The organism is Flavobacterium erigeronis (assembly GCF_054075165.1).
On record NZ_JBSKGP010000001.1, the window covers coordinates 389,699 to 404,205 of the forward strand.

Annotated in this window: 10 protein-coding genes and 2 tRNA genes; 5 read left to right on the forward strand and 7 right to left on the reverse strand. The window is 35.9% G+C overall.

Translation table 11 applies throughout. The features are described from left to right. Positions 1-29 precede the first annotated feature (29 nt). The 7 genes from ACWA1F_RS01650 to ACWA1F_RS01680 all read right to left on the reverse strand — a co-directional run bounded on the left by ACWA1F_RS01650 (position 30) and on the right by ACWA1F_RS01680 (position 8,543). Positions 30-1,385, reverse strand: a complete 1,356-nt coding sequence (locus ACWA1F_RS01650) for a TolC family protein (RefSeq protein WP_456891089.1) — start codon at positions 1,383-1,385, stop codon at positions 30-32. A gap of 356 nt (positions 1,386-1,741) precedes the next feature. Continuing rightward, on the reverse strand, positions 1,742-2,566 hold the full coding sequence (locus ACWA1F_RS01655; protein ID WP_456891091.1) for an AraC family transcriptional regulator: 825 nt from the start codon (positions 2,564-2,566) through the stop codon (positions 1,742-1,744). Positions 2,567-3,892: 1,326 nt separating this feature from the next. Beyond that, positions 3,893-4,138: a GIY-YIG nuclease family protein gene (locus ACWA1F_RS01660; protein ID WP_125723148.1), complete on the reverse strand. Its 246-nt coding sequence runs from the start codon at positions 4,136-4,138 to the stop codon at positions 3,893-3,895. A 67-nt stretch (positions 4,139-4,205) separates the two neighbouring features. Then, positions 4,206-4,279 (reverse strand) — tRNA-Asp (locus ACWA1F_RS01665). Between the two features lie 604 nt (positions 4,280-4,883). Further along, positions 4,884-4,957: transfer RNA gene (locus tag ACWA1F_RS01670), tRNA-Asp, on the reverse strand. 86 nt (positions 4,958-5,043) lie between these two features. Then, positions 5,044-5,970: a DUF58 domain-containing protein gene (locus ACWA1F_RS01675; protein ID WP_456891093.1), complete on the reverse strand. Its 927-nt coding sequence runs from the start codon at positions 5,968-5,970 to the stop codon at positions 5,044-5,046. Beyond that, on the reverse strand, positions 5,967-8,543 hold the full coding sequence (locus ACWA1F_RS01680; RefSeq protein WP_456891095.1) for a M1 family metallopeptidase: 2,577 nt from the start codon (positions 8,541-8,543) through the stop codon (positions 5,967-5,969). The genes ACWA1F_RS01675 and ACWA1F_RS01680 overlap by 4 nt, the downstream gene beginning before the upstream one ends. A gap of 153 nt (positions 8,544-8,696) precedes the next feature. On the opposite strand from ACWA1F_RS01680, the gene ACWA1F_RS01685 reads away from it, so the two are divergent. From ACWA1F_RS01685 to ACWA1F_RS01705, 5 genes are all read left to right on the forward strand, one after another. Continuing rightward, the gene (locus ACWA1F_RS01685; protein WP_456891097.1) at positions 8,697-9,050 is read left to right on the forward strand and encodes a hypothetical protein; all 354 of its coding nucleotides are present in this window, start codon (positions 8,697-8,699) and stop codon (positions 9,048-9,050) included. A 463-nt stretch (positions 9,051-9,513) separates the two neighbouring features. Further along, positions 9,514-10,434, forward strand: a complete 921-nt coding sequence (locus ACWA1F_RS01690) for a DUF4625 domain-containing protein (RefSeq protein WP_456891099.1) — start codon at positions 9,514-9,516, stop codon at positions 10,432-10,434. Positions 10,435-10,450: 16 nt separating this feature from the next. Continuing rightward, entirely contained in the window at positions 10,451-10,921 is a 471-nt protein-coding gene (locus ACWA1F_RS01695; RefSeq protein WP_456891101.1) for a DUF4625 domain-containing protein, read from the forward strand. A gap of 10 nt (positions 10,922-10,931) precedes the next feature. Beyond that, positions 10,932-13,139 carry a TonB-dependent receptor gene (locus ACWA1F_RS01700; RefSeq protein WP_456891103.1) on the forward strand — a complete coding sequence of 736 codons (2,208 nt, stop codon included), beginning with the start codon at positions 10,932-10,934 and terminating at the stop codon, positions 13,137-13,139. A gap of 49 nt (positions 13,140-13,188) precedes the next feature. Further along, entirely contained in the window at positions 13,189-14,412 is a 1,224-nt protein-coding gene (locus tag ACWA1F_RS01705) for a hypothetical protein (protein ID WP_456891105.1), read from the forward strand. The last annotated feature ends 95 nt before the right edge of the window (positions 14,413-14,507 follow it).

A 14,507-nucleotide genomic window follows, 5' to 3' on the forward strand; every position in this document is an offset into this window, starting at 1 on the left:
TCTTGTTTCTAGCTTCTTTCTTCTCAAAATCAGCTCTGCGAAAGCATTCCAGCCGTATGCAACAATTCGTAATGTTTTAAAACCGCATCCAATCGCGTAGAGATTTTGTTGTATTTTGCTTGAAGCAAAGCATTATCAGCATCGACCATTTCGGTTATCAAGACCAATTGATTTAAGTATTTCAGCTTTACAATTCGATAATTTTCTTCGGCTAAATCCAAGGCTTTGTCAACCACTACAAACTTTTCCAGGATTTCTTGATATTGTGTATGGTCTTTAAACAGTTTGTCTTCAATTTCGTCTTTTACAATTTCGGTTTGCATTTTCTGCCACTCGATTTTCGTATTAGCCTGTGCAACTTTGGTTTTGTTTTTATACAAAGCCGAAAGATCAAAACGCGCCTCGATTCCCACCTGTCCTAAAGTATACAAATACGGATTGGGCGGAAAGAATTTATAGTTTGGATAATAAAAACCATAATTTCCAAAGAAATTGACGCTCGGCAGATAATTCCCTTTTACCAATTGCAATTCGGTTTTACTGATTTTCAATTCCTGACTTGCAATTCGCATTTCTTCGTTCTGCATCGCTTTGTTCAGATAAAAATCATACGGATCTAAACCGTTCATTTCGTCTAAACTGGAAGTTGTATCGATTGCAATTTCCTCATTTTCTGGAAGCTGAATCAACGTCTTCAGATCGTGAAGTGCGATTTTAATGTTTTTGGAGTTAGTTAACGCATTCAATTCGCGATCTGAGAGTTGCAATTCGGCACGAATAACTTCATTTTTGGTCACCGTACCATGTTTCTGCATCGACTGAACTTCCTTCAATCGGCTTTTTTCTTCTTTAATGTTTTCTTCAAAAATCTTCTGAAGTTCCATCATTTTATAAATCGACAGATAGTTGGCTACGACCTGCAATTCGATATCATTCTCTGTTTTTTCCGATTTTATTTTGGCAATTTCGCTTTCATCATTCGCAATTTTAATCGCGTTGTTGATTTTGTTTCCAACGTAAATTGGCATTTTAAAAGTCGAATTTACCTCATAGATTTCCGGAATTGCTTTGGTTACTTCTTTCCCGTTAAGAAAACCGTTTCCTTTAAATTCGGTAATGTTGGTAATTCTGGAATACATTCCGTTTAATTCGACATCTGGAAGTCGGAGTTCTTTTCTTTCTTTGATGTTTTGCTCTGAGAGCGTAATGTCCAATTGAGATCTTAGGACTTTTTTGTTGTTTTCTTTTGCCAGTTTCATCGCTTCTTGTAAAGAAACCGAATGAACCTCCTGAGCTTGTAAACTACTGAATGCTAATGCAATTAAAATTATCAATAAGCTTCTGAGAAAACAATCTTCTTTAGAATTTGTTGTTTTAAGGAACATGAATATTTAACTATTTGATGCTGCAAAGTTCCTTCATTTTTTCGTTGACTGATAATTATTAAAAGCCAAGAACATATTCATTTCAGCCAAATGTTAAAATCTCCATTTCCGAAAACGTTGTATTAAAATATTGAAGTCCAAAAGCTTACACCTTTTTGTTTTATACAGATTTTCAAGGGTTTAGAAAAAAAAGTTTCACGCAGATTTAAATAGATTAAAGCAGATCTGGCAGATTTTTTTTTTAATATTTATCTGCTCAATCTCCAAAATCTGCGAGAGAAAAAAATTATACATTCCAACACAAAAAAAATCAAAATTAAATCTGCTTTAATCTATTTAAATCTGCGTGAAACAAATTATTTGCTTTTCTCCAAAATTTCCTGACCGTTTAAGTAATCAGAAGGTCTTTGCCCGAGAATTTTAAAAAAGGTATTACTGAATGTAGGAACACTGTTGTAACCCACTTCTTCGGCGACTTCTTTGACCGAAAGTTTTCTTTCCAATAAAAGCTCGATCGCTTTTAAAATTCTTCGAATAGTATAATATTGAATAAAAGACATTTTAAGATCTTTCTGAAATAATCTTGATAACGACCTTTCACTATATCCAAACTCATGCGCTACGTTCGAAAAGAGAATTGTTTCTCCCAAATTATTCTCCACATGACGCAAAATTTTACCCAAGCGTTTGTCTTTCGGTTGCGGTAATTCTAACGGAAGATTCGTCGGACAGATTTGCGGTAAAATGGCTTTTATAGCTTTAGCAATGCTAAAATTCGGAGTTCCTTCTTCAAGATCGCCATTCCAACGATTGGTAAAAAGCATCATTTGTAGCAAAAGGTTATTTACGGGATAAATGCCTTCGTTTTTATAAAACTCATCTTCATTTTCTTCAATCGGAAAATAGAGATTCCGCATCATCACATGTTCTGACTTTGGTTCGATGCTGTGCTCTAATCCTGCAGGAATCCAAATAAAATGTCTTGCAGGTAAAAAGTACGATTTCGTTTCGGTTGTCACAAAAACCACGTCGCCTTCTGCGTAGAGCATTTGCGCTTTTTCGTGCTTGTGTGTTGGAACAAGCAATTCACCCATTATATCATGATGACAATAGATGCTTTTTGGGTCTGCATCCACTCTCTTGATGTAATATTTGTCTACTTTAAATGGTGATTGTTCCATAGTTCTTTAACCGTTAAGGTTTACGCAAAGTTCGCTAAAATTCTTTATTAGGCGTTGAAATATGCTCGCAAAGTCGCTAAGACGCCAAGTTTTGTTTTTTTGCCACAGATTATATGGATTAAAAGGATTTTGTTGTTTTTTGTCATTTCGAACGGAGAGAGAAATCTTCACAAGTAGCTCGATACAGAATATCGCCAATCTTTGAGAGTTTCTCGCGAAGATTTCTCTCTCCGTTCGAAATGACAAGATTCTCCGAATTCTTTTTAGAGAAAAACCATAGCCCAAGGTTTCAACCTTGGGAAACGTATTGTGATTGCGTAATGTGATATTGATTGCGTACCCAAGGTTGAAACCTTGGGCTATGTTCTGATGTTATTATGTGCAAAATTTCATTGCGGTTAAATTCCAAAAAAAAGATTTTTCCACCATTTTTTGTCATTTCGAACGAAGAGAGAAATCTTCGCAAGTAGTTCGATACAGAATATCGCCAATCTTTGAGAGTTTCTCGCAAAGATTTCTCACTCCGTTCGAAATGACAAGATTCTCCGAATTCCTTCCAGAGAAAAACCATAGCCCAGGGTTTTAACCTTGGGAAACGTATTGTGATTGCGTAATGTGATATTGATTGCGTACCCAAGGTTGAAACCTTGGGCTATGTTCTGATGTTCTATGTGAATTTTTCTTTACGGTTAAATCAAAAAAAAAGATTTTTCCACCATTTTTTGTCATTTCGAACGGAGTGAGAAATCTTCACAAGTAGCTCGATACAGAATATCACCAATCTTTGTAGAGTTTCTCGCGAAGATTTCTCACTCCGTTCGAAATGACAAGATTCTCAGAATTCCTTCGAGAGAAAAACCATAGCCCAGGGTTTTAACCTTGGGAAACGTATTGTGATTCCGTGATGTGATAATGATTGCGTACCCAAGGTTGAAACCTTGGGCTATGTTCTGATGTTATTATGTGCAAAATTTCCATTGCGGTTAAATTCCAAAAAATAAGGATTTTGTTTCACGCAGATCTTACAGATTAGGGCAGATTATTTAAATTTAAAATCTGCGCAATCTGCTTAAATCTTTTAATCCTGATAGGTATCGGGAGCGTGAAATAAAAACTTGGCGTCTTTGCGACTTTGCGAGATTAAAAAAAACCTTTTGCGGACTTTGCGTTCCCGATAGCTATCGGGATAGCGCCCCTTGCGGTTAAATCCAAAAAAAAGTCTTTCCATAACGGAAAGACTTTCTAAATTTAAGTCTCGTTTTGAAACGAGAGGACTCGAACCCGTCTCGTCTCTAGACGAGATGACAGGCATGTATTCTAACCAACTTATTTTCTGTCTTGAATCAGAGCTTCAATTGATTTACGATTCAATTTTTTCAATCGTAATTCTTCAATTAAAGCTTCTCTTTTAGTTTCAAAACCTTTTAAATAAACTAATTCCCAAGGGCCTTTATTAGCCGTATATTTACTTCTATTTTCATTATGATATATCAATCTTTGATCTACGTTTTCACTAAAGCCTTTATAGTAGACATCAAAAGTTTTTGAATAAATAATATAAACGTAAAACATAATAGTAAGCTTTAAGTATAAACAAAAAAAATGCCTTTCTTTAGAAAGGCATTTTTAAAAAACTAAGCGGTCTGGACGGGACTCGAACCCGCGACCCCATGCGTGACAGGCATGTATTCTAACCAACTGAACTACCAAACCCTGCTTGTATTGTGAGTGCAAAAATACAACAGAAACTGGATTCTGCAAGGGTTTTTAGAAATAAAATTTAATAATTTTTTAATGAGCTAAATTCCAATATTTTAAAAATTGAAGTTTTTGCCAAAAAAGAAGAATTTTCTTTATTCTTAGCTTTTTCTAACCGCAATGCACGCAAAGTTTTTTTTAAGACGACACAAATAATCGCAAAGTTCGCAAAGCTTTATCCAAATAGCTTTTGCGAACTTTTTTATTATATAAAAATTACTCCAAAAACTTAGCGTTCTCTGCGTAAAATTCTTTGCGAACTTTGCGGTTAAATCTTTACGGAATTACGTGTGCGATTTCTCCCTTCGGTCGAAATGACAAACTATATGTAAATTGGAATTTGGAATTTAAATTTTGAGACTTCAAAATCATTGGAATTTACCTTTTTACAAAAGGTCTTAAATCAAAAAAGCCATCCACAAAAGTGGAAAGCTTTTCATTGGTCTAACTACTAAACCAGCTACGAGTTACAAAGTCGTAGCAAAACAACACAACTAATCTTAGATACCGTATTTGGGCAAAAAAGCCTTTCTGTTACGAAAGGCTTTTCCCAATATTGCGGTCTGGACGGGACTCGAACCCGCGACCCCATGCGTGACAGGCATGTATTCTAACCAACTGAACTACCAAACCTCTGCGTTATTGCGGTTGCAAAGATATAACAGAATTTCGTTTCTGCAAGTGTTTTTATAAAAAATATTTAATTTTTATTTAAAATATTATCCAAAGTTTTGTTTTTCAACCAAATAAGTAGTCAATATTTTTTCAAAGTTATCGCCCACATTGACCGAAACATACTTAATCTGGTTCTTCGCGCAGGTTAAAGACAACTCTTTAAAGTAGGCTTCTGCCCTTTTCTCGTATTCTTCTTTTACATTATCGGCAAAAATAGAAACCTCATCTCCTGATTCTAAGTCAATAAACTTTCTCGGCGTATTGTCAAAATCAAATTCCAATTCGGTTTTACTGTCTACCACGTGAAACAAAACGACTTTATGTTTATTATGTTTCAAATGCTGCAACGCGTTAAACAACTTCTCATCGTCTGCTGTTTGAAACATATCAGTAAACAAAATAATCATCGAACGGCGATGCATTTTCTCTGCAATTTGGTGCAAATACGTAATGGTATCAGTCGTTTTTTTGACTTTTGGCTGTTCTAACAATTGTTCCAGTTTATTCAGCAGCATTCGGTGGTGGCGATCGCTACCTTTTTCTGGAGCGTAATATTCGTAATGATCGGAGAAAACGCTTAGACCAACAGCATCGCGCTGTTTCTTTAAAATATTCATCAAAACTGCCGAAGCCAGAACTGCAAAACCAATCTTCTTTTCATAAAAAGGCTGATTCGATTTCAGTTCAGGATAATGCATTGACGACGAATTATCTACAATAATATGACAGCGCATATTCGTTTCTTCCTCAAAACGTTTGGTGTACAAACGGTCTGTTTTGGCAAACAATTTCCAGTCGATATGTTTGGTGCTTTCGCCTGCGTTATAGACTTTATGCTCAGCAAATTCGGCCGAAAATCCATGAAACGGACTCTTGTGCATTCCCGAAATAAAACCTTCCACAACCTGATTTGCCAGCATTTCAAGATGCTGAAAACTGGAGACTTTCTCTATTTCTGTTTCGATTTTCATTCGGTTTCTTTTTTAATATTTTGTGCTTTATAAAGCAAATCTGTCGCTTGATATAATTTACGTTTCAAGATTGGACTAAAATTAGGGTTTTCTTTTAAGAATCGCTGCACTTCATCAAAAGCATATTTCGACGAATATTTTCCAACCGTATTATCCAGCCAGTCTTTCGGAAAGAAAATATCTCCCGTACGCTGAATTTCGTCTACCAAATCTAGTGAAAATCTAAGATATTTTTGCGCACTTTCCTGACGAAGCGGATGATTTACATTGGCAAGTCCGGCAGAAACCCAAGATTCTTTCTCACGGTTGGCATCGTCTTTTAAAGATTCAATGAAAGCATTTCTCACTTTTTCATCCTGAGAAAGCGAAGGCATCAGAAACTCAAATCGTTTTATTTTATCTGGATTTGTCATCGCCATTTTAGCTTTCACTAAAATCTGATTGGCTTTTTCATGTTTAAAAATGGCTAGATTCATTGCCATATTGGTGTAATCGTCTTCATTTAATTTCAGACCTGGAATCGTGATTTCTTTGCTCCAGATTTTAAATAATTTTTCTTTTCCAGAATCTGAGTAAGCAATCGAACTAAACAATACGAATAAAGTCTTTTTAATATTAGCTGATAATTTTTCGTTTAAACGGGTATACAAGACATCTTCAAGTTGCTTTTGGACTTTATTTTGCTGTTTTTCAGTCAAAAATCTCCAGTAAATTGTATTCAGATTACCTGAAACCATTCGCAAAACCAATTCATTTTCTTCCGATTGAATTCCTCTAAAAAGACAATCAAAAGCTTTTTCTGGCGAAACATTCCCAACCAAAGTATTTTCATAAAGATTACTGTACGCCGAAGCCCTTGCAACCTCATCTTTTAAACCTGAAATATAATTTAAATTATTCCCGTCAAGCGGAAAAACACCGTATCCAAAACCATTATAATTATAAATGACAGCCAACGGTTTTTGGAGTCCGATCGCTTCGTTTAAAATCAGTTTTTTATCATTTATCTGAGCATTCAGCACTTTTACTTCATTCTTATAAACCAATCCGATTTGGAAAATCTGAGGCCAGATATTATCCGAACCGTCTTCTGCTTTCTGACTGATTTCAAAGCTTTTAATCTTATTGTTTTTATCCAATTCCACTTTGTCAGAAAAAATGGCTCTTCCCGATTTGTTTACCCAAACCTCGCTCCATTTCTTCATGTCTAGAGGCGTTTCGGCATCTAGAATTTCTACGAGATTATTCCAATCGGCATTATCGTTGGCGTATTTCTGAATGTATTTTTCGATTCCTTTTTGAAAAGCTTCCTTCCCCATCGAAGCTTCTAACTGGCGCATCATAATCGGTGCTTTATTGTAAATCATGGCACCATAAAGCGACCCCGCATCTTTCAAATTGGCCAAATGTTGTCGTATCGGATGTGTCCCCAACGAACGGTCTTCCGCGTAAGCGCTAGGATAATGCGCTGTAAAAAACTGCAAATTGTGATTGACTTTCGGGAAAATTGGATTCATGATTTTGTCTGCCATAAAATTGGCAAAAACCTCTTTCATCCAAACGTCATCAAACCATTTCATGGTGACCAAATCGCCAAACCACATGTGTGAGGTTTCATGCGCGATTAATTTGGCGCGATTCAATTTTTCGCTGTCTGTCGAACTATTATCCAAAAACAAAGTCGATTCTCGGTATTGAATTGCCCCGACGTGTTCCATTCCGCCATATTGAAAAACAGGAATTGCAGCAAAATCTAGTTTCTGAAAAGGAAATTTACAATTGGTATATTTTTCTAAAAAATCTATCGACTGCTGATGCAAATTGAAAATCGTATCGGTACTCATTTCAATCTTTCTCGGATTGTTTTCCCTATACAGCATAGTCATTTCCATGTTCCTTGGCTTTTTTATTACACTTTGAAATTTTCCTGCTACGAAAGAAAACAAATACGTACTCATCTTATCGCTTTCTCCAAAAGTGTAAGAAGTGAAATCGCCTTTTTCATTTTTTTCTTTGACATCGGCTCCAGCCAAAACTTTCCAATCTTTCGGAACAGTTAAACTTAATTTATAAGTAGCTTTTAAATCGGGCTGATCGAAACACGGAAACAGTGTGCTCGCGCGGTCTGGAACTAATAAAGTGTAGAGAAAATCATCGTTTCGGTTGAGAGATAAATTCCCAGCAATAAACGAAATCTGGATTGTATTTTTCCCTAAAACCAAACTCTGTGAAGGAATTACAATATGTCCTTTTTCATGAATAATCGCAATGTTTTTTCCGTTTGCTTCAACTGTTTTGATGTTTTGAGATTTCTCTTTAAAATCTAAATACATAGGCTGACTTAGGTCTGATAAAGTTGCTTCTAAAACCAATTTTGAAGTAATATCTTCGCTTTTCTGATTCGAAATTTCGAATGAAAGATCGTACTTCAAATTAGAAATCTGCTGTTTTCTAAAATGCGCCAATTGTTCTGAAACACCATTTTCTAGAACAATATTTTCTTTTGGTTTGGATTGGGAAAATCCAATCGTAATGGTCATTAAAAAACTGAGAAAGCTGTAGCGAAATTTCATTTTTAAAGGAATATAAGATTGGCTAAAATAGCAAATTAGCTGCTTTTTTCAAACAATTACTGCAACAACATTGCATTTAAAAATAAGATTTATATATTTGCAACATTATTGCATTAATCAGCAAAAAACTCGTCCAGAAGTCAACCTTCACGAATGAAAAAGAAAATTAAATATATCAATCTTCTGATGCCATTAATCGTATTGTTCGCAATACTGTTTCCGGCTGTCCATTCGTATGAACATATTCTAGATACGCATTCGTCAAAAGAAAAACTGGAATTTTCAATTTCAGAAAAGCCACAGTTCAAAGCAAAATTACATTCGTTTCATAAATGTTCGATTTGCGATTTTAAATTCAGCGCTGTCGGAACTTTTGAGTTTTCTGCTTTTCAATTTTATAAAAATAATGTTGCTGTAAAACATCTTAGTTTCTACAGCGAACAGCATTTAGCATTTTTTAAAGGGTCTTTATTCTCACTTCGAGCCCCTCCTGCTTTTACACTTTAATTTTTGTGCTCCGATTGTTCGGCTGTTTTTTTATTTGTCCTTTTTAATGATTTAAAATCTTAAAAAGCGATTAACAATCACATCTGTTTTCAGAAGTTAATACTTTACATTGAATTCATTTTTGCATCAAAAATCTATTTTTTGATGTTGAGATACTGCTTTTTTCCGCACAAAAATTATTTCCCTTTTTAATCGATTTCTGTATTCTGACTTAAAGCTTAATTATGGCTTTTGGTCTGTTTGTTTATGTCGCTCCTCTGGAGCTTAATGATAGATTCAATTTCGATTTCTATAGATATGTCGCCCCGCTGGGGCTTTCGCATCAATGCCAATTTGATTCTATAACTATATCGTCCTCTGTGGCTTTCGCCTAAATCTATCGTCCTTATTGGACTCAGACACATTGAACCTTTTACGTAACCCAAATACTCTTTATAAAATGATCAAAATCAAATCAGAAAAAATGAAAACAACAAAACTCATTCTGGCTTCGCTTTTTGCTGCAATTGCTTTTACAAGCTGTAGCAATGACGATTCAGAACCAGAAAAAGCTATTCCTACAATCGACAAAATCGAATTGGGTCTTGGCAACAACGAAACGGCAACTATTGGCGCAGATTTCCATTTTAATGCGGAAGTTACTGCAGCTGATAAAATCGAAAATGTACAGGTCAAAATTGTTCAAAGAAGCGGTGAAACCTATTCTAAAGTTTGGTCGCACGAAATTACTTGGACGCAATATGCGGGTGCAAAAAACGCAACTGTTCACAAACATTTTGATATTCCAGAAGACGCTGCAGAAGGTAAATACGACTTTATCATTATCGTAAACGACCAAAACGGAAGTAAGCTTGAGATAAAGAAAAACCTAACGCTTTACAAATTAGAAAATATTCCCGTAAATCCTGTTGCATCGGTATTTACTCTCTTTATAAATGATGCTTTTATGTACCGAAAAGGCAAGTTTTCTAATGCTGATGCCAAGTACAAAAACAACGACATTTTCAGTTCTCAGGTAACACTAGAAGGCGTAAAAGGAGACGGAATTATGTATTTGCTTTTAATTAATAAGAATGTCAAACATACTCCCGAAAGTGTCGATCAGATTGATTTTAAAAAAGTTATTGTTTATGATGTTTTTGAGCATAAAAATGTAGCCGATGCGAGTCAGTTCTCTAATGTTCCTTGGGACGGTACAAAGTTTACGAGAGAAACTCCAAAACTTACCATTGGCGCTGCAAAAGACAACAATGTTCCTGTTGGACAAGATTTAATTGCTAACAAATCTTGGGTTGCAGGCGATTATACTTTCTTGGTTTTGTACAAAAATACAACGTATAATATCAATTTTTCACAGTCGATCGATTTGCCATTTGCCCTTTAATTAAAATTCAGAAAACATGAAAAAGATAAAAATATTGTTGAGCGTCTTGGCTCTTGCTTTTATTTCTGCCTGCTCTAGCGATAATGCCGAAATCGACACCGAATATCCTGTAATTGATATTACAGCGAGCGGCGCATTTCCAATTCAGTGCAGTACAATCCAACGCGGGCAAACTATCACTTTTAAAGCCGTTTTTAGCGATAATACCGCGCTGGGTTCGTATAGCTTAGACATTCATCACAATTTCGATCATCATACGCATAGTACAGAAGTGGAAAGTTGCGAGATGGATGCCATAAAAAAACCAGTAAAACCAATGCTTTTCATTAACAATTACACCATTCCCGATGGCGTAAAAAATTATGAAGCAACGGCACAAATCTCAATTCCGGCGGATGTTGATCCAGGCGATTATCATTTTATGATCCGTTTGACGGACAAAGAAGGCTGGCAGACTCTGAAAGGTTTAAGTATTAAAATTTTATAAATCAGATTTAATGAAGAATGCCCAATTCCTTTTTTGGAAATCTTGTTTTTTACTCCTTAGTTTATTGCTTTCAACTGAAGTTATTTCTCAAAATCAGCCTTCAGAAAAAAAGCCTGAAATTAAAGAACTCAAAGAAGTTTTGGTAAACGGAAATGCTGCTGAAAAACGCAAAAAAGAAGAATCGCTGAATGTAGAAACCGTCAACAGCAGTTTTATTCAGCGTAATCTTGGCGGAAGCTTGATGCAGTCTTTACAGAAATTGCCTGGCGTTAAAACTATTTCGATTGGTTCGGGAGGTTCAAAACCGCTTATTCGAGGTTTGAGTTTTAATCAGGTAATTGTGGTCGAAAACGGTTTAAAACACGAAGGCCAGCAATGGGGCGCCGATCACGGATTGGAAATTGACCAATATGCGGTAAACCGAGTAGAAATCATAAAAGGTCCTTCTTCATTTATTTACGGATCTGATGCTGTGGGCGGTGCGGTGAATATTAAACCGCTTCCTCTTCCATTTAAAAATACTTTTGGCGGAAGTGTGGATCTTACTGGAAAAAGCAACAATGCACAATTTGGAAGTTCGCTTAATTTATTTGGGCGAAATGAAAACTGGTTTTTCGATACGCGTGTAACGGCTATGGATTATGGCGATTATCGCGTTCCAACTGATAAGGTGCAAGTTTACAGTTATGAAGTTCCATTATACAAAAATCATTTGCGGAATACGGCAGGACGCGAACTCGATTTTCATTTGAGCACGGGTTACTCTGGAGAAAACTTGAAGTCTGCTTTTTATTTCAGTAATGTTTACACCAAAAGCGGATTTTTCGCGAATGCGCACGGACTCGAACCTCGAAATGTGGATACAGAACTGCACGATAAATCGAGCCGCGATATTTTGATGCCATATCAGCAGGTGAATCATTTGAAGGTGAGCAATACAACTTCATTTAATTGGAAAAATCATGCTTTTGAAACGCAGCTTGGTTTTCAGAAAAACTTTAGAAGAGAATGGAGCCATTATGTAAATCACGGTTATATGTCCCCAATTTATCCTGAAGATATGTACGCGCCGCAAGATCTGGAACGCCAATATGATAAAAACGTTTGGTCGTTTTCTGCGAAGGACGAATTCGCCATTAATCACCATCAGATTACTGTCGGGACTAATGTCGTTATACAAGAAAATGCGATTAACGGATGGAGTTTTCTAATTCCGGCTTTCAACCAAATTAATGCGGGTCTATTTGTTTATGATAAAATAGAACTGAACGAAAAATGGTTGCTGCACGGCGCTGTACGTTACGATTACGGCAAAATTAAAATGAAATCGTATTACGATTGGTTTCAGAGTCCTGTTACAGAAAACAATCAGACGGAGTTGGAATATTTACAGCGTTCTCAGGATCTGACGAAAACCTTTGACAGTTTTACATGGTCGGCGGGAATCAATTATAATCCTGGAAAACTTTCGCTTAAAGCGAATTTAGGATCTAGTTTTAGAATGCCAATTGCCAAAGAACTGGCTTCAAATGGGGTAAATTATCATTATTTCCGATTTGAAAAAGGAAATCCGAATCTGGATGCGGAGCGTTCGTATCAACTAGATTTAGGAATGGAATGGAATCAGCAAAACTGGTCTTTTCAGCTGACGCCGTTTGTGAATTATTTTCCGAATTTCATTTATCTGAATCCAACTTCGGCACATGATATTTATTATGGAGCAGGAAATCAGGTTTTTGAATATGAGCAAAGTGAAGTTTTCCGTTACGGTGCCGAATTGCAGACACGATATTATTTCATCAAATCTTTAAGCGCCGAAATCGCGGCTGAATACTTGTATTCTGAACAAAAATCAGGAAGCAAAAAAGGTTATACGCTTCCGTTTTCTCCACCGCCTTCGGTTTTATTTGGACTGAATTATGAACCTCAAATTAGCTTTTTAAAAGATTCTTATTTCTCTGTTGATTATCGTTTTACAGCTACACAAAACAATATTGTTCCGCCTGAGAAAAAAACAGCCGAAAGTCATGTTTTTAATGTGGCTTTGGGCACAAAAGTAAAAACAGGAAAAGAGGATATCAGCATCAATGTTCAAATCCAAAATTTATTCAATACGAGATATTTAAATCACACTAGCTTTTACCGACTTATCGAACTTTCAGAAGCGGGAAGAAATATTATTGTTTCTATGAAAATTCCTTTTTCGATTTCGCGATAAGCGTACCATTCAAAATCAATTATTTACAAATTTTAAATCCTTTATTACAATGAAAAACAAGTTTTACAAACTGCTATTTTTATTTGCTTTGTCGCTTTTTGCGGTTTCGTGCAGCAGCGACGATGACAATCACGACGACCATGATCACGATCATGACACTTCGGAAGAACATACATTTGTTAGAGTTTTAATTTCTGACGAAAAAACAACAGAGCTAACGCTTTTTGATCCACATGAAGAGAAAACGAGTTCATTTACGGCAAAATTTGCTAAATCTTCTTTATACACGACAGAATCTGGACGTTTTGCAGGAATTGTGCACAGAGACAATAATTTCGTAGAAACCTTCGACAGCGGACTGGAATTGCACGGCGATCATATTGATGTTGATGATGTTCCAAAATTTGGAATTTTAGCGACAAGCGCATTAAAACCAACTCATTTTAAAAGTAAAATTGGAGAAATCCTGACTTTTAATGACGGTGACGGAACGCTTTCTGTTGGAAAAGAAGCTGATGTAAACAAAGCTGGAGCGACTTTCAAAAACATTAACGCAGGTTTATTGGCGCATCATGGTGCAATGGCAACGTTTAAAAACGGAACTTACGCGGTTACGGTAAAAGACAATTCGGTTACAGGAACGCTTCCAGAAAAAGTAAAAATTATTGACAACACCGGAAAAACGCTTTTTGAACCTAAATTGGCTACAAAAGGAATTCACGGAAATGCTTCAGACGGAGTTTATGCTGTTTTTGGTTCGTCAAGCGGAATTTTAGTTGTAGAAAGCAATGGAAATCAAAAACTAATCAATCACCCAGAAGATTTTGGAACAGCTTGGTTTGGAAGTATTTTAGAAACCGCTTCGGCTGGAAAATTTATTGGTTACACGGCTGCAAAAGGCGCTTATTTAATCGATGTTGTAGCTAGTACGGTAAAACCAATCATTGCGAATACAACGATTATGCAATGCAAAGTGAGTTACGATCATAAAAAACTGGCTGTTTTATTGCATTCAGGAGATTTCAAACTTTACGACATCAGCAGTTTACAAGTTATAAAAGAAGTTAAAGCAACTTCAGAAACGGCAACAGATGCGACTTTAAAACCACAAATGGCAGTAACTGACCGTTTTGCGTACGTTACTTCGCCAACAAGCGGAGAATTATTACAGTTAAATCTTTCTACATCGGCAATCAAAAAGACTAAAGTTTCTAGTACTCCTTATATGATTACGGTATTAGGTTATGAAAACAGCGAAACACACAATCACTAATTTGGTTTAGCTGCATACCATTTTCAAGGACAAGTTTGCAAAGTTTAAAAGCTTTGCGAACTTTTTCTCATTTAGTTTTATTCTAGTCCAAAAAA

Excerpts from the sequence above, each read along its gene's own strand:
- ACWA1F_RS01650 (WP_456891089.1), bottom strand. The coding sequence starts at position 1,385 with ATGTTCCTTAAAACAACAAATTCTAAAGAAGATTGTTTTCTCAGAAGC.
- ACWA1F_RS01655 (WP_456891091.1), bottom strand. The coding sequence starts at position 2,566 with ATGGAACAATCACCATTTAAAGTAGACAAATATTACATCAAGAGAGTG.
- ACWA1F_RS01660 (WP_125723148.1), bottom strand. The coding sequence starts at position 4,138 with ATGTTTTACGTTTATATTATTTATTCAAAAACTTTTGATGTCTACTAT.
- ACWA1F_RS01675 (WP_456891093.1), bottom strand. The coding sequence starts at position 5,970 with ATGAAAATCGAAACAGAAATAGAGAAAGTCTCCAGTTTTCAGCATCTT.
- ACWA1F_RS01680 (WP_456891095.1), bottom strand. The coding sequence starts at position 8,543 with ATGAAATTTCGCTACAGCTTTCTCAGTTTTTTAATGACCATTACGATT.
- ACWA1F_RS01685 (WP_456891097.1), top strand. The coding sequence starts at position 8,697 with ATGAAAAAGAAAATTAAATATATCAATCTTCTGATGCCATTAATCGTA.
- ACWA1F_RS01690 (WP_456891099.1), top strand. The coding sequence starts at position 9,514 with ATGAAAACAACAAAACTCATTCTGGCTTCGCTTTTTGCTGCAATTGCT.
- ACWA1F_RS01695 (WP_456891101.1), top strand. The coding sequence starts at position 10,451 with ATGAAAAAGATAAAAATATTGTTGAGCGTCTTGGCTCTTGCTTTTATT.
- ACWA1F_RS01700 (WP_456891103.1), top strand. The coding sequence starts at position 10,932 with ATGAAGAATGCCCAATTCCTTTTTTGGAAATCTTGTTTTTTACTCCTT.
- ACWA1F_RS01705 (WP_456891105.1), top strand. The coding sequence starts at position 13,189 with ATGAAAAACAAGTTTTACAAACTGCTATTTTTATTTGCTTTGTCGCTT.